This is a genomic window from Bordetella genomosp. 13 (genome assembly GCF_002119665.1).
GTDB lineage: Bacteria > Pseudomonadota > Gammaproteobacteria > Burkholderiales > Burkholderiaceae_B > Bordetella.
The window spans coordinates 3,794,882-3,816,784 of record NZ_CP021111.1 but is presented as its reverse complement, the minus strand read 5'-3'; the positions used below and the strand labels follow the sequence as shown (position 1 = coordinate 3,816,784).

The following is a 21,903-nucleotide window of genomic DNA, read 5'->3' as shown; positions in this document are numbered from 1 at the left end:
GCGAATTCACAAGATATTACACATTGCGCGTATCGGTTGAAATCTCTCGGTTTTTTCAGGGAGATTCCCCTGATTTCGTACAATTCCGTATCATGAACCTCAACATTCTGGCCTTCGAGACCTCGTCGTCGCGCTGCGGCGTGGCCCTGCTGCGGGACGACGCCGGCCCCGAGCGCATCGACCTGCTCGAGCACGACGGCGCCCAGGAACACGCCGAGCGCCTGCTTCCCATGGCGCGAGAGTTGCTGGCGCGCGCCGGCCTGGGGCCTGCGGCCCTGCATGCGGTGGCGTTCGGCCAGGGCCCGGGTGGTTTCACGGGCCTGCGCGTGGCCTGCGGCGTGGCGCAGGGCGTGGCCCTGGGCCTGGGCGTGCCGGTGTTGCCCGTCGTGTCCCATCTGGCCGTGGCGGACGACAGCGGCGCGCAAGAGGGCCAGGTCGCGCTGGTGGCGCTGGACGCGCGCATGGAAGAGGTATACCTGGCCGCCTATCTGCGCCTGGCCGACAGCTGGCGCGAAATGCAGTCCCCCATGCTGATCGCGGCGGCCGAGGTCATGCCGTGGGCCCTGCATCAGCTGCCGCAATGGTCCGGCCAGGCCGGCCGCGACGTGCACCTGCTGCTGGCCGGCGATGCCTGGGATGCCTATCCGGCGCTGGCCGAGGCGGGGACCGGCCAGCATCGCAGCGGCGCGGGCCGCCCCTCGGCGACCGCGGTGGCGCGGCTGGCGCACCGCGCCTGGCTGCGCGGCGAAGCCGTGCCGCCCGAAGAGGCCGCCCCGCTGTACGTGCGCGACAAGGTCGCATTCACGACGGCCGAGCGGATGGCGGGCCAGGGCGGAAATCCGCGCGCGGCCAGCCAGATGGCAGCGGCCGCCGCGTGCGTGCCGTCGGTTGTGGAGGCTTCCTCGGCTTCGGCGCCCGATGTGCCGGAAGCGCCCGGCGTGGGGGCGCCCGCCGAAGCGCAGTCCGTTGATTCATCCGGCGCCGCTCAGCCCGTAGAAGTCCAACCGATGACCGCGGCCGACCTGGACGACATCGCCGATCTCGAGGCCCGGGTGCAGGCCTTTCCCTGGACCCGCGGCAATTTCGCCGATGGGCTGGCCGCGGGCTATCCGGGCTGCGTGCTGCGCCAGGACGGCCGGCTGGCCGGGTTCTGTGTGTTGATGCTGGCGCCCGACGTGGCGCATCTGCTGGTCATCGCCGTGCAGCCGGCGCTGCATCGCCGCGGCCTGGGCAATCGGCTGCTGGCATGGTGTGAGGGGCGCGCGTCTCAGGCTGGCCTTCCGGGCATCCTGCTCGAGGTGCGGCCTTCCAACCCCGGGGCGTTGCGCTTCTATGAACGCGCGGGCTACCTGAAGGTCGGCGTGCGCAAGGGCTATTATCCCAGCGGTAATGGCAAACGCGAGGATGCGCTGGTGATGTACAAGTCCATCGCGCGGAGCGGCGAATGACCGGCCAGCCCGTCCCGGGCGGCGGCATGGCCGCCCCGCGCGTCAATCCGCTGCAGCGCCTGTGGCTGCGTGAGATCGGCATCGAGAAGACGTGGCTGCGCGAGCCGAAGCCGCAGGTGGCCGAGCCGGCGCCGCTCGTGCCGGCGCAGGAGCCTGCGCGCGTGGCCGCGAGGGAAGCCGCAGCAGTGGGGCGGCCAGCACAGTCACCGGCCGCGCCTGCGGCGCCGGCGCGGTCCGCTGCCGCCGCGCCTTCGCGTGCGCCAACTGCTGAAGCAGGGGCCGCGGCCGCTGCCGCGCGTCCCACGCCGCCTGCCGCCCGGCCGGCCCCCGCCGCCGCGCGCGGCGCCGCGACGCCCGTCGCGCAAGAGTCCGCCGAAGACAGACAGGCCCGCCTGCGCCGGATCGAAGCCGCCGACGTGGAAACGCTGCACGGCATGGTCTCGGGCTGTACCGCGTGCGGACTGTGCCAGGGAAGGCGCCATGCCGTGTTCGGCATGGGGGCGGCCAATCCGCGCTGGATGGTGGTGGGCGAGGCGCCCGGCGAACAGGAAGACCGGCAGGGCCTGCCCTTCGTGGGGCGTTCGGGCCAGTTGCTGGACGCCATGCTGGCCTCGGTCGGCATGAGCCGCGAGCGCGACGTGTTCATCGCCAATGTGATCAAGTGCCGGCCGCCCGGCAACCGCAATCCCACGCCCGAAGAGGTGGCGGCGTGCGCGCCGTACCTGATGCGGCAGATCGCGCTGTTCAAGCCCGAGCGCATCCTGGTGCTGGGGCGCTTCGCGGCGCAGACGCTGCTGGGCACCGATGCCACCATCGGCAACCTGCGCGGGCGCGTGCACCATGTGGAAAGCGAGGGCAGGCAGATTCCGGTCGTCGTCAGCTACCACCCGGCCTATCTGCTGCGCAGCCCCATCGAAAAAGCCCGCAGCTGGCAGGATCTTCGGCTGGCGGCGCGCGGCTAGTGGCGCGCGCTTGGCGACGTGCGGCTAGCGGCTGGCAGCGCGGCGCGCGGCCGGCTCAGTGGCCCGCGCCCAGCGCCTTGCCGTGGCCTTCCTGGCCGATCTGGTGCAGCAGCTCGGGGTCGGCCCGGCGGTTCAGGCGGCTCCAGTACATGACCAGCGCCATCAGCAGGAACACCACCAGGCCGAACACCACGATGATGGTGTTGATGGACATGTCGGCCCACAGCATCAGCGTGTAGACGGCGACCATCAGCAAGATGTTGAGCTGCTCGTTGAAGTTCTGCACCGCGATGGAGTGCCCGGCCGACAGCAGCACGTGGCCGCGATGCTGCAGCAGGGCGTTCATGGGCACCACGAAGAAGCCGGCCAGCGCGCCGATGATCAGCAGCAGCGTATAGATGGCCCAGGGCGAATAGACCAGCGGCATCAGCAGCACCACCAGCCCCATCCCGGCGCCTACCGGCAGCACGCACAGGGCGCTGCGCAGCGGGATGCGGCCGGCCAGGACGGAGCCCACCACCGTGCCCACCGCGGCCACGCCCATCAGCACGGAGGCTTCGTCCAGCCGGTAGCCCAGGTGATCGCGGCCCCATTCGATGACGATGAGCTGCAGCGTGGCGCCCGCACCCCAGAAGAGAGTGGTGACGGCCAGCGAGATCTGGCCGAGCTTGTCGCGCCACAGCACGCGCACGTAGCCGCCGAAGGTACGGACGAGGCGGATGGGATTCTTCTGCTGAGGCGGATAGCGCACGTGGGTAGGCGGTATCAGCAGGTTGCACAGCGCCGCAAGCAGGTAGACCGCGGCGATCACCAGAATGGCAGCCTCGGCGGGAGTGTGCACCAGCCCGCCGATGGTCGGGTGCGTCAGCAGCAGCTGGGACACCTTGGGGGAGATCAGGGCGCCGCCCAGCACCGTGCCGATGATGATGGACAGCACGGTCAGGCCTTCGATCCAGCTGTTGCCCACCACCAGCTTGTTGGGCGGCAGCATCTCGGTGACGATGCCATACTTGGCCGGCGAGTAGGCCGCGGCGCCCACGCCGACCACGGCATAGGCCAGGCATACCAGGTAGGGCTGGTACCCCTGCTCGACGCCCAGGTTCGCGTACGAGAACATCATCAGGCAGCCGCCGACCTTCAGCGCGTTGGTCACGAACATGACCCGACCCTTGGGGAAGGTGTCGGCCACCGCGCCCACGAAAGCGGCCAGCACCACGTACGACAGGGCGAAGGTCCACTTCATGGCCGGAGCCATCCAGTCTGGGCCGCTCAGTTCGAGGATGAGGGCGATCGCGGCAATGAACAGCGCGTTGTCCGCCATGGACGAGAAGGCCTGCGCGGCCATGACCAGATAAAACCCGCGTTTCAAAAGGATGTCCCCGCTGCCCGCGGCCGCGCCGCTGGCGGAAAGTTTGCGCTATCGACTACGTGTCCAGCGAGTATAGCGTCCATGTAATGGCTCCGGCCCCGAGGCCCGGCCCGCATGCGCCGCCACCCTACGATTGCTCACGTTTCCGCCTTGTCGGCCTGGGGTATCATACGACCCGTATCCGCCGGCCCCCAGGGGCCGCTTTCGTATCCGCGGCCGTCGTCAGGTCCATACGCAAGGCCCCCGCGCGCGTCTTTCCGTCCCACCCGGTCCGTTCATACAACCCGCTCCGTCTTCGTACTGTGCGCCTCACCCAGCTCAAACTCGCCGGCTTCAAGTCGTTCGTCGACCCCACCGTCATCCCCGTTCCCAGCCAGCTGGTGGGCGTGGTGGGGCCGAACGGCTGCGGCAAGTCGAACATCATCGATGCGGTGCGCTGGGTGCTGGGCGAGGCCAAGGCGTCCGAACTGCGCGGCGAGTCCATGCAGGACGTCATCTTCAACGGCTCGGGCAACCGCAAGCCGGCCGCGCGGGCGTCGGTCGAGATGGTGTTCGACAACAGCGAGGGCCGGGCCGCGGGGCAATGGAGCACCTACGCCGAGATCGCGGTGCGGCGCGTGCTGACGCGCGACGGCACCAGCAGCTACTACGTCAACAACCAGCAGGTCCGTCGGCGCGACATCCACGACATCTTCCTGGGCACCGGCCTGGGCGCGCGCGGCTACGCCATCATCGGGCAGGGCATGATCAACCGGCTGATCGAGGCCAAGCCCGAAGAGCTGCGGGTGTTCCTCGAAGAAGCCGCAGGGGTGTCGCGCTATAAAGAGCGCCGCCGCGAAACCGAGAACCGCCTGTCGGACACACGCGAGAACCTGACCCGCGTCGAGGACATCCTGCGCGAACTGGGCAGCCAGCTCGAGAAGCTCGAGGCCCAGGCCGAAGTGGCGCGCCAGTATCGCGACCTGCAGGCCGACGGCGAGAAAAAGCAATTCGCCCTGTGGCTGTTGAAGGAAACCGGCGCGCGCGACGAGCGCCAGCGCAAGAGCCAGGACATGGCCCAGGCGCAGAACGCGCTCGAGGCTGCCATCGCCAGCCTGCGGGCCGGCGAGGCCGAACTCGAGTCGCGCCGCCAGGCCCATTACGCCGCGGGCGATGCCGTGCATGCCGCCCAGGGCCAGCTGTACGAGGCCAACGCCCAGGTCAGTCGGCTCGAGGCCGAGATCCGCCACGTGGTCGATTCGCGCAACCGCCTGCAGGCGCGCCGCGAGCAGTTGCAGGCGCAGATCGCCGAATGGGGCGCCCAGCAGGAACACTGCACCGAGCAGATCGCTCAAGCCGAGGAGGACCTCGCCACGGGCGCCGCGCGCACTGAAGAGGCCCGCGCCCGCGCCGAGGATGCACACGCCTCGCTGCCCGGCATCGAGGCTCGCGTGCGCGAGGCGGCCGCCTCGCGCGACAGCATGCGCGGCGACCTGGCGCGCGTCGAACAGAACCTGGCGCTGGCCGCCCAGACTCAGCGCGACGCCGACCGCCAGCTGCAGACGCTCGAGCAGCGCCGCGAGCGCCTGCAGCAAGAGTTGCGCGAACTGCAGGCGCCGGACCCGGCGCGACTGGAACAACTGGCCGGCGATCGCGCCGCGGGCGAGGACCAACTCGAGTTCGCCCAAGGCGAACTCGCCGAACTCGAAGGCCGCGTGCCCGAGGCCGATGCGCAGCGCAGCCGCGCCCAGTCCGAGGCCCACACCGAGGCCCAGACCCTGGCGCGGCTCGAAGCTCGCCTGGCCGCCTTGGTCAAGCTGCAGGAAGACGTGCAGAAGCAGGGGGCGCTGGAGCCCTGGCTGGCGCGCCACGAACTCGCCGGCCTGGGCCGCCTGTGGCAGAAGCTGCACGTCGAGCCCGGCTGGGAAACCGCTCTGGAATCCGTGCTGCGCGAACGCATGGCCGCGCTGGAAGTGCGCAGCCTCGATTGGGCGCGCGCCTTCGCCGAAGATGCGCCGCCCGCCCGCCTGGCCTTCTATCAGCTGCCCACGCCAGCGCCGGCGCCCGCCGCCCCGGCGGGCCTGACGCCGCTGGCCAGCCTGCTGCGCATCACCGATCCCGACCTGAAGGCGCTGCTGAACGACTGGCTGCGCAATGTCTATACCTCGCCCGACCTGGCCCAGGCGCTGGCCGGGCGCGCCGCGCTGCCCGAAGGCGCCGCGTGCGTGGTCAAGGCCGGCCACCTGGTCGACGCGCACAGCGTACGTTTCTACGCGCCCGATTCCGAACAGGCCGGCCTGCTGGCCCGCCAGCAGGAAATCGAGAACCTGCAGCGCGAGATCAAGGCGCAGCAACTCATCGCCGACCAGGCCCGCGCCGCCGTCGCGCGCGCCGAGGCCGCCTGGCAGCAGGTGTCGCAGGCCATCGCGCCGGCGCGCCAGCGCGTGGCCGAGGTCACGCGCCGCGTGCACGACATCCAGCTCGAACACTCGCGCCTGCAGCAGCAGGCTGAGCAGACCGGCGAGCGCGCGGCGCGCCTGCGGCAGGACATCGACGAACTGGCCGCGCACGAGGAAGACCTGCGCGCCACCCGCGAAGAAGCCGAAGCCCGCTTCGAGACGCTGGACGCCGAACTGGCCGAGGTGCAGTCGCGTTTCGCCGATGCCGAGATGGCCGGTGAAGACCTGGCCGCGCAGGCCGAGGCCGCCCGCACCACGCTGCGCGAACTCGAGCGCGCCGCGCAAGAGGCCGAGTTCGCCGAACGCAGCGTGCAGGTCCGCATCGGCGATCTGCAGCGCAACCGCCAGTTGGCCGCCGACCAGAGCCAGCGCGCCCGCACCGAACTCGAACAGCTCGAGAGCGACCTTTCCGATCTCGACGCGTCGGCCTCGCAGGCCGGCCTGCAGGACGCGCTGGAGCAGCGCGCCGAGCGCGAGGAAGCCCTGAACCGCGCGCGCCAGGAACTCGACAACCTGTCCGCCGGCCTGCGCAGCGCCGACGAACAGCGCATGCAGCAAGAGCGCGGGCTCGAGCCGCTGCGCGCCCGCATCACCGAACTGCAGCTGCAGGAACAGGCCGCGCGCCTGGCCGAAGAGCAGTTCACCGAACAGCTCAATGCGCGCGAGGTCGACCGCGAGGCGCTGGCCCGCGAACTGGCCGAGCAGCCCGACGAGTGGCGCCGCGCCAGTTGGCTGCAGTCCGAGGTCGGCCGCATCTCGCGCCAGATCGATGCCCTTGGGCCGGTCAACCTCGCGGCGCTGGACGAACTGACCAGCTCGCGCGAGCGCAAGACCTTCCTCGATGCGCAACAGCAAGACCTGCTGACCGCCATCGAGACGCTGGAAGACGCCATCCGCAAGATCGATCGCGAGACGCGCGAACTGCTGCAGGAAACCTTCAACACCGTCAACGGTCACTTTGGTGAACTGTTCCCGCGCCTGTTCGGCGGCGGCGAGGCCAAGCTTACCATGACGGGAGACGAGATCCTGGATGCGGGCGTGCAGGTCATGGCGCAGCCGCCGGGCAAGCGCAACAGCACCATTCATCTGTTGTCGGGCGGCGAAAAGGCGCTGACCGCGACCGCGCTGGTGTTCGCGCTGTTCAAGCTGAACCCGGCGCCTTTCTGCCTGCTGGACGAAGTGGATGCGCCGCTGGACGATGCGAATACCGAACGCTATGCGAACCTGGTCAGCGCCATGAGCGAGCAGACCCAGTTCCTGTTCATCTCGCACAACAAGATCGCCATGCAGATGGCCAAGCAACTGGTCGGCGTCACCATGCAGGAACAGGGCGTTTCGCGTATCGTTGCCGTAGATATCGATTCGGCCGTGCAAATGGCGACCGAAGCAGCGTAACCCTAGAGTGAAAAGCGCGTCCCTGCGTGGGCGTGGGATTGATACATGAGCGATTTGCAGATCGGGCTGATTGCCCTGGGTGTGCTGTTCATCCTTTTGGTGCTGGGGTTCAACTGGTGGCAGGACCGCCGGGTACGCCGCAGGATGCAGGCTCATTTCCCGGGCACTGAACAGGATCCCCTGCTGGGCGCGGGCGATTCGCGCGCCGGGTCGGCCGCGGCCTCCGCGGCGGGTCAGCATGCGGCGTCGCACGCCGGCCCGCAGCACGCGCGGCGCGAACCCGGCTTCGGCGGCGCCTCCACGTCCGCCGCATCCTCGTCCGCGCCCGGATCCGCCGAGATCGACGATCCGCAAGAGCCCGATCCCGCGTGCGAAGTGGTCATCGAAGTGCATTTCGCCGAGCCCGCGCGCGGCGCCGACCTGCTGCCCTACATGCAAGGCCTGCGCAGCGCCGGCCGCAAGCCGTTGCGCGTGTTCGCGGAAACCGACGGGCACCTCCATCGCGCCCGGGTGCATGTGCAGGAATCCTATGTGTCCATGCAGCTGGCCGTGCTGCTCGCCAACCGCAGCGGCCCGCTGACGGCCATCGAATGGTCGCAGGCCTGGGCCCGCGCGCAAGACCTGGCCGAACGCTTCGAAGGCAGTATCGAGGGACCCGACCAGCAGGCTGTGCTCGAGCAGGCCGCGCGCCTGGACGACACCTGCGCCGCGCTGGACACGCAGGTGGGCCTGACGCTGGTCATGGGCGTGCGCCAGCCCGCCCTGGACGTGGTAGCCGCGGCGCGGGAACAGGGTTTCACGCCGGACGGCGCGCGCCTGGCCTGGCCGAGCGACAGCGGCGTGGCGCGCTTCACGCTGTCGCGCGCCGACGGCGCGCCGCTCGAGGCCGACGGCGCCCCCATCGATCGCCTGTACCTCTTGCTCGACGTGCCCTGCAGCCCGGCCGATGCGCAGGCCTTCGGCCGCATGGTCGACGTGGGCCGCGAACTGGCCGCGCGCCTCGGCGCCGAACTGGTGGACGACCAGGGCAAGCCGCTGGCCGAGGGCGCCGAGCAGGTCATCGACGAGCGTCTGCAGGTGCTGTTCCAGCAGCTCGAGCAGGCCGGCCTGCCGGCCGGCGGCGAGCGCGCCCTGAGGGTGTTCTCGTGAGCCGGGCACTGCCTTTCCAAGGCGCCGGATCGCGCCTAGCGGCCGGAGTCCGGGTGCGTCCATGAGCGCGCGCAGGCCCGATGCCGGCGCCTCGCCAGCCGAACGCGCTGCGGTGCTGCGCACCGAGATCGAACAGCACAACGTCCGTTACTACATCCATGACGATCCTTCGATCTCGGATGCCGACTACGACGCGCTGATGCGCGAACTGGCCGACATCGAGACGGAGCATCCGGAACTCGTCACGCCCGAGTCGCCCACGCAGCGTGTGGGCGCCGCGCCGCTGTCCGAATTCGGCAGCGTGCGCCACGCCGTGCCCATGCTGTCGCTGGGCAACGCCTTCCAGCCCGACGACGTGGCCGCGTTCGACAAGCGCGTCACCGACACGCTGCGCGGCGCCGGCCTGCTGGGCCCCGAGGCGCAGGCCGCATACTTCTGCGAATTGAAGCTCGACGGCCTGGCCATCAGCCTGCGCTATGAAGACGGCCGCCTGGTGCAGGCGGCCACGCGCGGCGACGGCCAAACCGGCGAAGACGTCACCGCCAACATCCGCACCATCCGGAGCATTCCTTTGCGGCTGCGCGACGGCGCGCCCAAGGTGCTGGAAGTGCGCGGCGAGGTGCTGATGAACCGCGCCGACTTCGAGCGTCTGAACCAGGCGCAGGCCGCGCGCGGCGAAAAGGTCTTCGTCAATCCGCGCAACGCCGCCGCCGGCAGCCTGCGCCAGCTCGATCCGCGCATCACGGCCAAGCGCCCGCTGCGCTTCTACGCCTACAGCTGGGGCGAGGTGCACGGCCTGCCCAGGGGCGTGGCCGACCGCTACGACGAGCCCGCCCCGGGCGTGCGCGACGCGTCCACCTTGCCGCGCGACCACCATGGCGCCATGCTCGATTGGCTGGCCGAGTTGGGCCTGCCCGTGAACGAGCGGCACAATCATCGCGCCGAGGGCGCGCAGGGCCTGCTGGCCTTCTACGAGCGCGTGGGCCAGATCCGCGCCTCGCTGCCTTATGACATCGATGGCGTGGTCTACAAGGTCGACTCGCTGCCCGCGCAGCGCGTGCTGGGGTTCGTGGCGCGGGCGCCGCGCTTCGCGCTGGCGCACAAGTTTCCGGCCGAAGAGGCCAGTACCGAATTGCTGGACATCGAGGTGCAGGTGGGCCGCACGGGCGCCATCACGCCGGTGGCGCGCCTGAAGCCGGTGTTCGTGGGCGGCGTCACCGTCACCAATGCCACGCTGCACAACGAGGGCGAGATCGAGCGCAAGGATGTGCGCGTCGGCGACACCGTCATCGTGCGCCGCGCCGGCGACGTGATTCCCGAAGTGGTGGGACCCGTGCTGGAAAAGCGCAGCGGCGAGCTGCCGCCGCTGTTCAAGGTCCCCTCGCATTGCCCGGTATGCGGCTCGGCCATCGAGCGCCTCGAAGACGAGGTCATCGCGCGCTGCACGGGAGGCCTGTTCTGCGCGGCGCAGCGCAAGCAGACCCTGCTGCACGCGGCCGGACGCAAGGCGCTGGACGTCGAGGGGCTGGGCGAGAAAGTGGTCGACCAGCTGGTGGACAGCGGCCGCGTGAAGTCGCTGGCCGATATCTACGGCCTGCGCGCGCCGGAACTGGCCGCGCTCGAACGCATGGGCCGCAAGTCGGCCGAGAACCTGGTCCAGGCCATCGACCGCGCGCGCGAGCCCACGCTCGGACGACTGCTGTTCGCACTGGGCATACGCCACGTGGGCGAGACCACGGCACGCGACGTGGCACGCCATTTCGGCTCGATCGAGGCCGTGATGGATGCCACCGAAGAGGCCTTGCTGGCCGTGCCCGACGTGGGACCGGTGGTGGCGGGGTCGATCCATCGTTTCTTCGCCGAGCCGCACAACCGCGAGATCGTCGCGCAGCTGCGGGAAAAGGGCGTGAACCCCGTGGCCGAGGCCCAGCCGCAGCAGAACACCGCGCTGTCCGGCAAGACTTTCGTGCTGACCGGCACCATGCCCAACTGGACGCGCGAAGAGGCGTCCATGTACATCCAGGCGGCCGGCGGCAAGGTTAGCGGGTCCGTCTCGAAGAAGACGGCCTACGTCGTGGCGGGCGAGGATGCCGGCAGCAAGCTGAAGAAGGCTCAGGAACTGGGCATCGCGATCCTGGACGAGGATGGCTTGAAGAAGCTGCTGGGCACGGCCTGATCCGTGCCCGGGCGCCGGGACGCGCACGCAATGCGCTACCAGCGATAGCTGACCTTTGCCATGATCGTGCGTTCGATGCCGTAATAGCAGTTGGTCACGCTGTCGCAGGCCGCCACATACTGGCGGTTGAAGAGATTGCTGGCATTCAGCGTGAAGCGGTAGCGCTCCCAGTCATAGCGCAGCGCGGCGTCCACCAACGTATACGCGGGCACTTTCACGGCGTCCGGGATGTCGTTGGTCGAACCCATGTAGCGCACGCCCGCGCCCAGCCACAAGGGGCCCAGGGGGCCGGAGCCGCCGATGCGGTAATCCACCCACAGCGACGCCATGTGGTCCGGGATGTAGGGCGGACGCTTGCCCAGGTTGACAGCGGTGGCCGCGGCTCGGGTGACCTCCACGTCGTTGTACGTATAGGATGCGAGCACGTTGAGATCCCGCGCCACTTCCCATGCGCCTTCCAGCTCCAGTCCTCGGGAACGCACTTCGCCGGTCTGCACACTGAACCCGGGGTTGCGCAGGTCGGCGGTCGGCACGTTGGTTTGACGCAGCTCGAAGACCGACGCCTGCACGAAACTGTTGCCGCCGGCTGGCTCGTACTTCACGCCTGCCTCGTACTGCTTGCCCCGCGTAGGCTTGAATGGCGAGCCGGCGGCGTCAGCGCCGCTGACGGGTTCGAACGACTCGCTGTAGCTCACATAGGGCGCCAAGCCGACTGACGACAAATAGACCAGCCCGGCCTTGCCGGTGAACGCTTCATCGTCGGTGGGCGTGTGTCTCGTCACGCCCGTGGCCAGCGTGGTTTCGTCGGTGCCGGACCGAGCCCAGTCATAGCGTCCGCCCAGCTGCAGTACCCAGCGGTCGTACAGCTTGAGCTGGTCCTGCGCGTAGACTCCGAACTGCCGGCGGGTCTGGTCGGTGCGGTTCGACGGCACTGGGCGTGCGCCAGGAAAGGGCGACCCATAGTCGGGGTCGAAGGCGTCGATGGGAGACACGGCGGCCGTGCGCAGGCCGTACAGGCGCTTGAAGCGGGACTCCTGGTAGTCGGCGCCGATCAGCAGGGTCTGTGCCAGCGGACCGTGCCGCATATCTATCTGTGCCTGGTTATCAAGAGAGAAGAGATGGAAGTCCTCTTCACTAACCAGCGAGATGCGACGCAGGCGACGCAGGGGTTCGCTCGTCTCGACCCAACCGCCGTTGGCCCCCAGGCTTTTGTAATCCACGTCCAGCGTGGCGTAGCGCAGGTTCTGGCGCAAGGTCAGCGCGTCGCTGGCCTTGTGCTCGAAAAGGTAGCCGGCCTGCAGCTTGCGGCGGTCGGTGGCATCGTAGGTCGGGTCGCCGCTGAAGAAGTCCACCGGGATGCGGCCATTGTCGGTGGGCCACAGCGTTCCTCGAGCCGGCAGGAAGTTGGCGGTGTTACCCGTCCGGTCCTTCTGGTACTGCGCCAGCAGGGTCAGGGACGTGGCGGCGCTGGGCGCCCAGGTCAGCGCCGGCGCGATCAGCACGCGGTCATCGTCCACGTGCCGCGTCTGCGTGCCGCTTTCGCGTCCCACCGCGGTCAGGCGATAGCGCCAATGGCCCGCTTCATCCACCGGACCCGTGAAGTCGCCGGACAGCTGAACGCGGTCGAAGCTGCCGACCTGCGCCGACAGCTCGTGCGCCGCGCTGTCCTGGGGCCGCTTGCTAACCTGGTTCACCAGTCCGCCCGGCACGTTCTGTCCGTAGAGCACCGACGATGGGCCGCGCAGCACCTCCAGCCGTTCCAGTGTGTACGGGTCCACTTCCCAGCCGCCGTAGCCGCCGGAATAGGCCAGTTTCAGGCCGTCCAGGTACTGGCCATTGTTCGACACGTTGAAGCCGCGAATGAAGAACGTGCCGCGACGCGTATCGTATATGGGCTCGGTGCGCACGCCCGCCGAATAGCGCAAGGCCTCGTCCACGCGGCCCACGCCCTGCGCTTCCATTTGCGCCTGCGAAATCACGCTGATGGATTGCGGCGTCTCGATCAGCGCCGTGTCGGTCTTGGTTGCCGTGGCGCTTCGGTGCGCGACGTAGCCTTCCACCGGCCCCCATGCGCTCTCGGGGCGCCCTGTGACGGTGACGGCGGGCAGGGTCGCGACGCCGCCAGTGCCGACGGGCATGAGGCGCAGCGTGTAATGCCTGCCTTCGCCGCGCACGGCCTGCAGGCCGGTGCCGTCCAGCAGGGCCTCGAAGGCCTGCCCCGGCGTGGCCGCCGCGTGCAACCCCGCGGTGGTCTTGTCGGCGGCCAGGGCGGGGTCGAACGAAAGCACCAGTCCCGCCTGCTGGGCATAGCGGTTCAACGCGGGCGTCAGCGGGCCGGCGGGAATGTCCACCTGTGTGACGGCCTCGGACTGTGCATGGGCCGGGGGCATGCCGGCGGTGGCGGCTACCAGAAGGGCGGCCAGCAGATGTCGCCCCAATGTGCGGGCGGGGACGTGCAGGTGACTCATGATGTGAAGATCCTTCCCTGTTTCTAGGCTTCTCATGAGTCATGACGAACCAGATCGCCGGACGGACAGCGCACGGCGCAAAAATAAATCAGCGCGGCGCGATCGATACCCACCATGAGGTGTACCGCCGTACCGTCAGCGGCAGGGTTGCGGACAGCGCCTGCAGCGCCTGGTCGGTGTCTTCGAGCGGAAACACGCCGGATACGCGCAGGCCGGCAAGCGCTCTTTCGTCATACGACAGGCGACCACGGCGGTAGCGCGCCAGTTCGCCCAGAACCTCGGCGACGGGACGGTTGTCGACGACCAGCGTTGCGCGGGCCCAGCTTTCTGCGACGTCGGGGGCCAGGTCGGGCAGGGCTGACAGCCCCGTGGGCGACAAGCGCGCGCGCTGGCCGGCTGCCAGCCGCGCGCAAGGCGCGCCCGGCGCAGACGCGCAGGCCTGCACCGTGGACTCGGTGACACTGACGTCGGTATGTTCCGCTTCAAGGCGCACGACGTAGCGCGTGCCCATGGCTCGAGCCGTGCCATCGCGGGTCTGCACGATGAAGGGGCGCCTGCCGTCCTCGGATGCCACCTCGACCAGGATTTCCCCGCGGCGCAGCTCGATCAGCCGTCGTGCTCCGTCATACCGGACGTCGATGGCGGAATCGGTGTTCAGCGTGACCCGGCTGTGGTCAGGCAATTCCACCACGCGCCACTCGCCCGCGCCGCTGCGATGGTCGGCAAGCAGCCACGCCGGCGGAGCCAGCTGCAATCCCAGGCACGCTGCCGCGAGCATGGCGACGGCGAGCACGACGGTCGTCTTTCTCGCGCGTAAGGAAGGCGACGGGGCAAGAGAGCCCGAGATGATGCGCCGTGCCGCGCCGGGCGAGGCGTACGCGGCGCTGTCGAACCCACCCCACAGCGCTTCCATCCGCCGATAGGCGAGTTCGTGTTCGGGCCGTTCGTCGCGCCAGCGGCGGCAGGCTGACAGTTCAGCGGCATCGGCCTGTCCGCCGTGCACGGTTGCGCACCACTGGGCGGCCTGGCGCACGACGGCGTCGGCAGGCTGCGCGGCGTTTCCGTCGGGGATCGGCACGGCGCCGTCGGGAAGCGGGGCGTTCATGGCTGGCCTGGTTCCGATGACCCGAAGGCGGCGGCGTAGCAATGCACCAGCGCGCCCGCGACGTACTGTTTGACCATGCTGGCCGACACGCCGAGCCGGGCGCCGATCTCGGGATAGGTCAAGCCGTCGAGCCGGTGCAGCAAAAAGGCCGTGCGGGGTTTTTCCGGCAGGCTACACAACAGGGCAGCCAGACTGTCCAGCGCCTGCACGGCCTGGACGAGCGTCTCCGGTGAAGGTTCGCTGGCGTCTCCATAGAGCACGCTCCAGCTTTCCAGGCAGGCGGCTTCGATCTTGCGGCGGCGGGCACGATCGACGATCAGCCGCGTTGCGACGGTGGTGAGATAGGCGCGCGGCGTCTGCAAGTGGCCCAGGTCATCCCGGCCGAGCAGGCGAAAGAAAGTGTCGTGGGCAAAGTCCGCGGCATCGAACGCGCAGCCCAGCTTGCGCCGCAGCCAATTCAGCAGCCAGGCGTGATGTTCGCGGTATAGGTCGCGCAGGGCGTCCTGTTGCGCGCGGTCGAGTGAGGGCATGGCCGAGCCGGGTGGATGATCATGAGAATGGTTCGCAATATTATCAAAAACCCTGCGTCCATCGTCATGCCCATGCTTTTGCGTACAGGGCCCGCTCCCGTCTGGAAAACAAAACGCCCCAGGCGCCGTTGGTGGGGCCCTGGGGCGTCTGGCGGTCGGGCATGGCCCCGAGCCGCGACCTGGCGGACTTGCCGCCCGGCGTTTTATTGGATCTTGGCCTTGTCGCGCAGATCCTTCTGGAAGGCGCTGAGCGTCTGCTGGCGCATCATTTCCTCGATCTGCGGACGCACCTGGTCCAGAGGCGGGAACTGCACCGGACGGGTGTCCTCGACCTGGATGACGTGCCAGCCGAATTGGGTCTGCACCGGCTTGTCGGCCAGTTCGCCCTTCTTCAGCTTGGACACGGCGTCGGCGAACGGCGGCACGTAGTTGGTGGGAGGCGCCCAGCCCAGGTCGCCGCCGCGCTCGGCGCTGCCGGGGTCTTGCGAGTTCTTCTTGGCCAGGTCTTCGAACTTGCTCTTGTCCGATTTCACCTGGGCCAGGATGTCGTTGGCGTTCTTCTCGTCCTTCACCAGGATGTGGCGGACCTTGTATTCGGACTTGCCGGACTGCTCTTGCTTGAGCTTGTCGTACTGGGCCTGCACCTGGGCGTCGGTGACGGGGTGCTTTTCGAGGTAGTCGGCCATCAGCGCGCGCACCAGGATGCCCTGGCGGGCCAGCTCGATCTCGGTCTGCACGGCGGGCTGCTTGGCGATGCCTTGCTTCTCGGCGGCCTGCACGAACACCTGGCGATTGATCATCTCCTGCTTGACCTGCTCGCGCAGCTGCGGCGAGTCGGTGGCGCCTTGCGTGCCCAGCAGCTTGACGAACTCGTCCAGGCTCTTCTGCGTGATGGGCTTGCCGTTCACGGTAGCCACGTTCTGCGCGAAGGCAGGCGCGGCAACGGCGCATGCGGCAGCCAGCATGATGAGGCGTTTCATGATTGTCCTTTGTGGATTTTTGATGAAGAAGGCTGTGCGTCTATCGCAAGCGCATGGATGGGATGGGGGAGGAGATCTCGCAGGTGATCATACACCAGCCTATGTCGCGCCACGGGGCGCAAACCCTCGAAGCAGGCGGCCACGATGCGCACGTGATAATGCCCCGCGCCGCCCTGCGCGCCGGCGTGTCCGGCATGCAGGTGGGAGTCGTCGCGGATGTCGAGTTCGATGGGTTGCAGCGCGGCCAGGCGGGCGCGGATGAGGGCGATGCGGTCGGTGTCGTCGGTCATGGCATGAGGCGGCGCGAGCCTGCGTCAGTCCTTGGTGTCTTCGGTGGTCGCGGGTTCCGTCGGACGCATGTGCCGGCCCAGCCATATCGACTGTCCGATGACGAAGACGATCATCATGCCCAGCAGTCCGAACACCTTGAACGTGACCCACTGGTCTTCGCTGAAGCGGCCCGAAAACGCGACGAACAGATTCGCGGCGCCACAGGCCAGGAAGAACAGCGCCCAGCTGAGGTTGAGCTTGTCCCAGGCCGGATCCGGCAGGTCGATCTGCTTGCCCATCAGCTGGCGCATCAGGTTGCGGCCCATCAGCAGCCGCGCGCCCAGCAGCGCCGCGCCGAATATCCAGTACAGCACGGTGGGCTTCCACTTGATGAACACATCGCTGTGCAGCCACAGCGTGGCCCCGCCGAACACGACGATGACGGTCAGGTTGATCCAGTGCGTGGCCTCGATGCGCTTGCCCGTCAGGCGCAGCCAGGCGATCTGCGCCACCGACGCGGCCATGGCCACCGCCGTTGCCGCATAGATGTCGGCGTAGCGATACGCCACGAAGAACAGGATGAGAGGGAAGAGATCGAAGAGGAATTTTTTCATCGGGGGCAGCAGGCCGCAGGCGCGGCGTGGGGGTTATCCGTTCATTCCGCTTCGGGTTCGAACTTCAGGGACAGCGAGTTGATGCAGTAGCGCAGGCCGGTGGGTTCGGGGCCGTCGGGGAAGACGTGGCCCAGGTGCGCGTCGCAGATGTTGCACAGCACTTCGGTGCGGACCATGCCGTGGCTGGTGTCGCGCTCTTCGCGCACGCGATCGGGCGCCAGCGGCTCGAAGTAGCTGGGCCAGCCGCAGCCCGCGTCGAACTTGGTGTCGGATGCGAACAACGGCGTGCCGCAAGCCACGCAGCGGTAGATGCCATGCTGGAAGGTGTCCCAGTAGCGGCCCGTGAAGGCGCGCTCGGTGCCTTTCTCGCGGACGACCGCGTATTCCTGCGGCGTGAGGATGGCGCGCCATTCGGCGTCGGTCTTGCGTACTTTGTCCATGATGGTTCGATCCCCGGCAAGGGGAAAGGTTCGGAGCAATCTTCGATGTTAAACGAGTTTGCGCAAGGCCATCATGACCGCTCTCTCGGAAGAATCATGCGCGGAATGCATCACCGTTGCGGGTATTCCCTAGCAGACGCTGGGAAGTCCGCTCAAGTAGGGTTTCGCCATTATCGAACGCGTTTGCTGACGTCGGATTCTCCCGTCTTCTAAGGGTAGATACGAGTCCCCCGGCACATCGCATTTGATACGGTTTTGATCCTATAATCCGTTTTTCTGTATAACTTCAAACTAGGCTCGCAGCACCGAAAACGGTCATGCCGAGCCCACAGGAGACAAACAATGCCCAAGCATTTGTCCGCGTTCGCCGCCGCGTTGGCGATCAGCCTGCCCATGGTGGCCGGCGCCCAGGTCAAGGTGGGCGTCACGCTTGCCGCCACCGGCCCCGCCGCCTCGCTGGGCATTCCCGAACGCAATACGGCCGCGCTGCTGCCCAAGGAGGCGGGCGGCCAGAAGATCGAGTGGATCGTCCTGGACGACGCCACCGACACCACGCAGGCCGTGCGCAACACCCGCAAACTGGTCACCGAGGACAAAGTCGACGTCGTGGTCGGCACGTCCATCACCCCGGGCTCGCTGGCCATGGTCGACGTGGCCGCCGAAGCCAAGGTGCCCATGATCAGCGTGGCGGCCAGCGCCAAGATCGTCGAGCCGGTCGACGACAAGCGCCGCTGGGTGTTCAAGACTCCGCAGAACGACGCCCTGATGGCCGGTGCGCTGGCCGATGCCATGGTCAAGGCCAAGGTCAAGACGCTGGGCTTCATCGGCTTCGCCGACGCCTACGGCGACGGCTGGCTCGACGTGATGCAAACCGCCGCCAAGGCCAAGGGCATCAACGTCACCTCCGTCGAGAAGTACAGCCGCACCGATACCAGCGTCACCGGCCAGGTGCTCAAGCTGGTCGCGGCCAAGCCCGACGCCATCCTCATCGCCGGCGCCGGCACGCCCTCGGCCCTGCCGCAAAAGGAACTGAAGGCGCGCGGCTACGGCGGCCTCATCTACCAGACGCACGGCGCCGCCAACAACGACGTGCTGCGCGTGTGCGGCAAGGATTGCGAAGGCATGCTGCTGCCTGCCGGCCCGCTGCTGGTCGCCGCGCAGCTGCCCGACAGCAACCCCGTCAAGCAGTCGGCCCTGGCCTACGTGCAAACCTACGAGAAGGCTCACGGCCCCGGCTCCACCAACACCTTCGGCGGCCATATGTGGGATGCCGGCCAACTCATCGTGGCCGCCATTCCGCAAGCCCTGAAGTCGGGCGCCAAGCCCGGCACGCCCGAGTTCCGCGCCGCGCTGCGCGATGCCATCGAAGGCATCAAGAACTTGCCCGCGTCGCAGGGCGTGTTCAACATGAGCCCCACCGACCACGCCGGCTTCGACGAGCGCTCGCGCGTCATGGTCAAGGTCGAAGGCGGCAAGTGGGTGTACCAGCCCGGCCTGTAATCGAGGTCCGGCATACTCAGGAAAGGGAAGCGCGCTGCGCAGCGGCGCCGCACAGGCGCAGCAACGTGCTTCCCCGCGGCACCGCGCACCGGCCCCAGGGCCGGTGTGTCGTATTCGCAGCGCTCCGGTCGGGGTCGGAGCGCCATGAAAATCAACAGGTAGTACACAGATGGATTCCACAATTGCGTTGATCCTGCTGCAGGACGGCATCGTCAACGGCGCGATCTATGCCCTGCTGGGCATGGCGCTGGTGCTGGTGTTCGCCGTCACGCGCGTCATCTTCATTCCGCAGGGCGAGTTCGTCGCGTTCGGCGCGCTGACGCTGGCCATGCTGGTCGACGGCCGCGTGCCGGGCACCGTGTACCTGCTGCCGCTGCTCGGGGGCGTCGTCACGCTGCTCGAACTGGTGCGCGCCGCGCGCACCGGCAGCTGGGCCGGGCTGCCCAAGGTCCTGCTGGGCTGCGTGGTGCTGCCGCTGGCGCTGCTGGCGCTCACGTCCGCCTACGCCGCGCCCGACACCTCGCTGTGGCTCAACATGCTGCTGACGCTGGCGCTGGTCATTCCCATGGGTCCGATGGTGTATCGCATCGTCTACCAGCCCCTGGCCGAGGCCAGCGTGCTGGTGCTGTTGATCACGTCCGTGGCGGTGCACTTCGCGCTGATGGGCCTGGCGCTGGTGTTCTTCGGTGCCGAGGGCTGGCGCACGCCCGCCTTCGTCAGCGGCCAGGTCGACCTGGGCTTCGGCACCTGGTCCGCGCAAAGTCTTTTCGTTGTGGCCACGTGCGCGCTGCTCATCGTGGCGCTGTGGCTGTTCTTCGGCAAGACGCTGTACGGCCGCGCGCTGCGCGCCACGGCCGTCAATCGCCGCGGGGCGCGGCTGGTGGGCATCAGCACTTCGATGTCGGGCAGCCTCACCTTCACGCTGGCGGTGGCCATCGGCGCCATGTCCGGCATGCTGATCGCGCCCATCACCACGGTGTACTACGACACCGGCTTCCTGATCGGCCTGAAGGGCTTCGTGGGCGCCATCATCGGCGGCCTGGCAAGCTATCCCGTGGCCGCGGCGGGCTCGCTGCTGGTGGGCGTGCTCGAGTCCTTCTCCTCATTCTGGGCCAGCGCCTACAAAGAGGTCATCGTCTTCACGCTGATCATCCCGGTGCTGGTGTGGCGCTCGTTCGGCAGCCACCACGTGGACGACGAGGAGTAAGCATCATGAACCGCATCCTTACCATCGTCTTCGTCGTCGTGCTGGCGGCGCTGCCACTGTCGTCCTTCACCCCGGAGTTCTGGATCACCCAGCTCAACTACATAGGGTTGGCCAGCCTGGTGGCCTTGGGGCTGGTGCTGCTTACCGGCGTGGGCGGCCTCACTTCCTTCGGCCAGGCGGCATTCGTGGGCGTGGGCGCCTACACCACCGCGCTGCTCACCACGCGCTACGGCGTGTCGCCCTGGGCGGCGCTGATCGTCGGCCTGGTGCTGACGGCGCTGGTGGCTTACCTGCTGGGGCAGATCACGCTGCGCCTGTCGGGCCACTTCCTCCCGCTGGGCACCATCGCCTGGGGACTGTCGCTGTACTTCCTGTTCGGCAACCTCGATTTCCTGGGCAAGCACGACGGCATCGCCGGCATCGCGCCGCTGGACGTGTTCGGCATTTCGCTGGCCAGCGGCCGCAACATGTATTTCCTGATCTGGGTCTGCGTGCTGCTGGCGCTTTGGGGCACTCGCAATCTGCTCGACTCGCGTCCGGGCCGGGCCATCCGCGCGCTGAAAAGCGGTGCGGGCATGGCCGAGTCCATGGGCGTGCACACCGCGCAGTACAAGATCATCATCTTCGTGTGGGCCGCGCTGCTGGCGTGCTTGTCGGGCTGGCTCTATGCCCACATGCAGCGCGCGGTCAGCCCCAGCCCGTTCGGCTTGAACTACGGCATCGAATACCTGTTCATGGCCGTCGTCGGCGGCGCCGGCTATGTGTGGGGCGCGCTGCTGGGCTCGGCCTTGATCCTGGTGCTGAAGGACCAGCTGCAGAACCTGCTGCCGGCGCTGTTCGGCAGCAACGCCAACTTCGAACTGATCGTGTTCGGCGTGCTGATGATCCTGGTGCTGCAGTACGCCAGCAACGGCCTGTGGCCCATCCTGGCCGGGTGGTGGGAGCGCATCACCGGCGCCGCCGGCTCGCGCCGCAGCCGGCCTGCCCCGCCCGAGGCGGCCGCGCTGCCCCATCGCGACCGCCCGCAGCCCGGCGCCACGGTGCTCGAGGTCGACGGCATCCGCAAAGAGTTCGGCGGCCTGGTGGCGGTCAACGACATCTCGTTCAAGGTGCGCGCCGGCGAGATCGTCGGCCTCATCGGCCCCAACGGCGCCGGCAAGAGCACCACGTTCAACCTGATCAGCGGCGTGCTGCCCGCCACGCGCGGTCAGGTGCGCTTCGTGGGCGAGCGGATCGACGGCCAGTCGGCGCGCAGCATCGCGCGGCGCGGCGTGGGCCGCACTTTCCAGCACGTGCAGCTGCTGCCGCACATGTCGGTGCTCGAGAACGTCGCGCTGGGCGCGCACCTGCGCTCGAACGTCGGCGTGGTGGCGGGCGCCGTGCACGGCGACCGTGCCCGCGAGGCCCAGCTGCTGCACGAGGCCGCACGCCAGCTGCAGCGCGTGGGCCTGGGCGATTATCTGTATGAACAGGCCGGCAACCTGGCCCTGGGCCAGCAGCGCATCCTCGAGATCGCGCGGGCCCTGGCCTGCGATCCGGTGCTGCTGCTGCTGGACGAGCCCGCGGCTGGGCTGCGCTACAAGGAAAAGCAGGAACTGGCCAAGGTGCTCGAGCAACTGCGTGCCGAAGGCATGAGCATCCTGCTGGTGGAACACGATATGGATTTCGTCATGCGCCTGACCAATCACCTGGTGGTGATGGATTTCGGCACCAAGCTGGCCGAAGGCGTGCCGGCCGAGGTGCAGAAGAACCCCGCCGTGCTCGAGGCCTACCTGGGCGGCATCGACGACGACCTGCCCGAGTCGGTGCAGGGCGCGCCGGCCACTGCCGGGGGGGCGCAATGAGTACGACG

16 protein-coding genes are annotated in these 21,903 nt (G+C 68.4%); 8 read left to right on the top strand and 8 right to left on the bottom strand.

Annotated features, from left to right (window positions below; translation table 11 throughout):
- The first annotated feature begins 92 nt into the window (after positions 1 to 92).
- Entirely contained in the window at positions 93 to 1,448 is a 1,356-nt protein-coding gene (gene tsaB / locus CAL15_RS17105) for a tRNA (adenosine(37)-N6)-threonylcarbamoyltransferase complex dimerization subunit type 1 TsaB (protein ID WP_086079696.1), read from the top strand.
- Positions 1,445 to 2,410: a uracil-DNA glycosylase gene (locus CAL15_RS17100; RefSeq protein WP_232468005.1), complete on the top strand. Its 966-nt coding sequence runs from the start codon at positions 1,445 to 1,447 to the stop codon at positions 2,408 to 2,410. The genes tsaB and CAL15_RS17100 overlap by 4 nt, the downstream gene beginning before the upstream one ends.
- Before the next feature lie 55 nt (positions 2,411 to 2,465).
- Here CAL15_RS17100 and lplT read toward each other — a convergent pair whose 3' ends face one another.
- The gene (gene lplT, locus CAL15_RS17095; RefSeq protein ID WP_086079695.1) at positions 2,466 to 3,779 is read right to left on the bottom strand and encodes a lysophospholipid transporter LplT; all 1,314 of its coding nucleotides are present in this window, start codon (positions 3,777 to 3,779) and stop codon (positions 2,466 to 2,468) included.
- Positions 3,780 to 4,081: 302 nt separating this feature from the next.
- Between lplT and smc the strand changes: the two genes are divergently transcribed.
- From smc to ligA, 3 genes are all read left to right on the top strand, one after another.
- The gene (gene smc / locus CAL15_RS17090) at positions 4,082 to 7,612 is read left to right on the top strand and encodes a chromosome segregation protein SMC (RefSeq protein ID WP_086079694.1); all 3,531 of its coding nucleotides are present in this window, start codon (positions 4,082 to 4,084) and stop codon (positions 7,610 to 7,612) included.
- A 45-nt stretch (positions 7,613 to 7,657) separates the two neighbouring features.
- A complete protein-coding gene (locus tag CAL15_RS17085) occupies positions 7,658 to 8,761 on the top strand; it encodes a cell division protein ZipA C-terminal FtsZ-binding domain-containing protein (RefSeq protein WP_086079693.1) in 1,104 nt (367 codons plus the stop codon).
- A gap of 61 nt (positions 8,762 to 8,822) precedes the next feature.
- On the top strand, positions 8,823 to 10,937 hold the full coding sequence (ligA, locus tag CAL15_RS17080; protein WP_086079692.1) for an NAD-dependent DNA ligase LigA: 2,115 nt from the start codon (positions 8,823 to 8,825) through the stop codon (positions 10,935 to 10,937).
- Positions 10,938 to 10,972: 35 nt separating this feature from the next.
- On the opposite strand, the gene CAL15_RS17075 is transcribed toward ligA, so the two are convergent.
- The 7 genes from CAL15_RS17075 to msrB form a co-directional block, all read right to left on the bottom strand.
- Entirely contained in the window at positions 10,973 to 13,405 is a 2,433-nt protein-coding gene (locus CAL15_RS17075) for a TonB-dependent siderophore receptor (RefSeq protein ID WP_086079691.1), read from the bottom strand.
- A gap of 88 nt (positions 13,406 to 13,493) precedes the next feature.
- Complete coding sequence (locus CAL15_RS17070) at positions 13,494 to 14,510, bottom strand: FecR family protein (protein ID WP_086079690.1); 1,017 nt, start codon at positions 14,508 to 14,510, stop codon at positions 13,494 to 13,496.
- On the bottom strand, positions 14,507 to 15,040 hold the full coding sequence (locus CAL15_RS17065; protein ID WP_086079689.1) for a sigma-70 family RNA polymerase sigma factor: 534 nt from the start codon (positions 15,038 to 15,040) through the stop codon (positions 14,507 to 14,509). Before CAL15_RS17065 ends, CAL15_RS17070 begins: the two co-directional genes overlap by 4 nt.
- A 203-nt stretch (positions 15,041 to 15,243) precedes the next feature.
- A complete protein-coding gene (locus tag CAL15_RS17060; RefSeq protein WP_086079688.1) occupies positions 15,244 to 16,020 on the bottom strand; it encodes a peptidylprolyl isomerase in 777 nt (258 codons plus the stop codon).
- A complete protein-coding gene (locus tag CAL15_RS17055) occupies positions 16,017 to 16,310 on the bottom strand; it encodes a BolA family protein (protein ID WP_086079687.1) in 294 nt (97 codons plus the stop codon). The genes CAL15_RS17060 and CAL15_RS17055 overlap by 4 nt, the downstream gene beginning before the upstream one ends.
- A 24-nt stretch (positions 16,311 to 16,334) precedes the next feature.
- Positions 16,335 to 16,904, bottom strand: a complete 570-nt coding sequence (locus tag CAL15_RS17050; RefSeq protein ID WP_086079686.1) for a septation protein A — start codon at positions 16,902 to 16,904, stop codon at positions 16,335 to 16,337.
- Between the two features lie 41 nt (positions 16,905 to 16,945).
- Positions 16,946 to 17,344, bottom strand: a complete 399-nt coding sequence (msrB, locus tag CAL15_RS17045) for a peptide-methionine (R)-S-oxide reductase MsrB (RefSeq protein WP_086079685.1) — start codon at positions 17,342 to 17,344, stop codon at positions 16,946 to 16,948.
- A gap of 342 nt (positions 17,345 to 17,686) precedes the next feature.
- Between msrB and CAL15_RS17040 the strand changes: the two genes are divergently transcribed.
- The 3 genes from CAL15_RS17040 to CAL15_RS17030 all read left to right on the top strand — a co-directional run bounded on the left by CAL15_RS17040 (position 17,687) and on the right by CAL15_RS17030 (position 21,895).
- The gene (locus tag CAL15_RS17040; protein WP_086079684.1) at positions 17,687 to 18,844 is read left to right on the top strand and encodes an ABC transporter substrate-binding protein; all 1,158 of its coding nucleotides are present in this window, start codon (positions 17,687 to 17,689) and stop codon (positions 18,842 to 18,844) included.
- A gap of 169 nt (positions 18,845 to 19,013) precedes the next feature.
- Positions 19,014 to 20,051 carry a branched-chain amino acid ABC transporter permease gene (locus CAL15_RS17035; protein WP_086079683.1) on the top strand — a complete coding sequence of 346 codons (1,038 nt, stop codon included), beginning with the start codon at positions 19,014 to 19,016 and terminating at the stop codon, positions 20,049 to 20,051.
- A 5-nt stretch (positions 20,052 to 20,056) separates the two neighbouring features.
- Positions 20,057 to 21,895, top strand: coding sequence for a branched-chain amino acid ABC transporter ATP-binding protein/permease (locus CAL15_RS17030; RefSeq protein ID WP_086079682.1), 1,839 nt, complete (start codon positions 20,057 to 20,059; stop codon positions 21,893 to 21,895).
- Positions 21,896 to 21,903: the final 8 nt, after the last annotated feature.

Excerpts from the sequence above, each read along its gene's own strand:
- CAL15_RS17100 (WP_232468005.1), top strand. The coding sequence starts at position 1,445 with ATGACCGGCCAGCCCGTCCCGGGCGGCGGCATGGCCGCCCCGCGCGTC.
- CAL15_RS17040 (WP_086079684.1), top strand. The coding sequence starts at position 17,687 with ATGCCCAAGCATTTGTCCGCGTTCGCCGCCGCGTTGGCGATCAGCCTG.
- msrB (WP_086079685.1), bottom strand. The coding sequence starts at position 17,344 with ATGGACAAAGTACGCAAGACCGACGCCGAATGGCGCGCCATCCTCACG.
- CAL15_RS17075 (WP_086079691.1), bottom strand. The coding sequence starts at position 13,405 with ATGAGTCACCTGCACGTCCCCGCCCGCACATTGGGGCGACATCTGCTG.
- CAL15_RS17035 (WP_086079683.1), top strand. The coding sequence starts at position 19,014 with ATGGATTCCACAATTGCGTTGATCCTGCTGCAGGACGGCATCGTCAAC.
- CAL15_RS17070 (WP_086079690.1), bottom strand. The coding sequence starts at position 14,510 with ATGAACGCCCCGCTTCCCGACGGCGCCGTGCCGATCCCCGACGGAAAC.
- CAL15_RS17060 (WP_086079688.1), bottom strand. The coding sequence starts at position 16,020 with ATGAAACGCCTCATCATGCTGGCTGCCGCATGCGCCGTTGCCGCGCCT.
- ligA (WP_086079692.1), top strand. The coding sequence starts at position 8,823 with ATGAGCGCGCGCAGGCCCGATGCCGGCGCCTCGCCAGCCGAACGCGCT.
- CAL15_RS17065 (WP_086079689.1), bottom strand. The coding sequence starts at position 15,040 with ATGCCCTCACTCGACCGCGCGCAACAGGACGCCCTGCGCGACCTATAC.
- CAL15_RS17030 (WP_086079682.1), top strand. The coding sequence starts at position 20,057 with ATGAACCGCATCCTTACCATCGTCTTCGTCGTCGTGCTGGCGGCGCTG.
- CAL15_RS17050 (WP_086079686.1), bottom strand. The coding sequence starts at position 16,904 with ATGAAAAAATTCCTCTTCGATCTCTTCCCTCTCATCCTGTTCTTCGTG.
- tsaB (WP_086079696.1), top strand. The coding sequence starts at position 93 with ATGAACCTCAACATTCTGGCCTTCGAGACCTCGTCGTCGCGCTGCGGC.
- CAL15_RS17085 (WP_086079693.1), top strand. The coding sequence starts at position 7,658 with ATGAGCGATTTGCAGATCGGGCTGATTGCCCTGGGTGTGCTGTTCATC.
- CAL15_RS17055 (WP_086079687.1), bottom strand. The coding sequence starts at position 16,310 with ATGACCGACGACACCGACCGCATCGCCCTCATCCGCGCCCGCCTGGCC.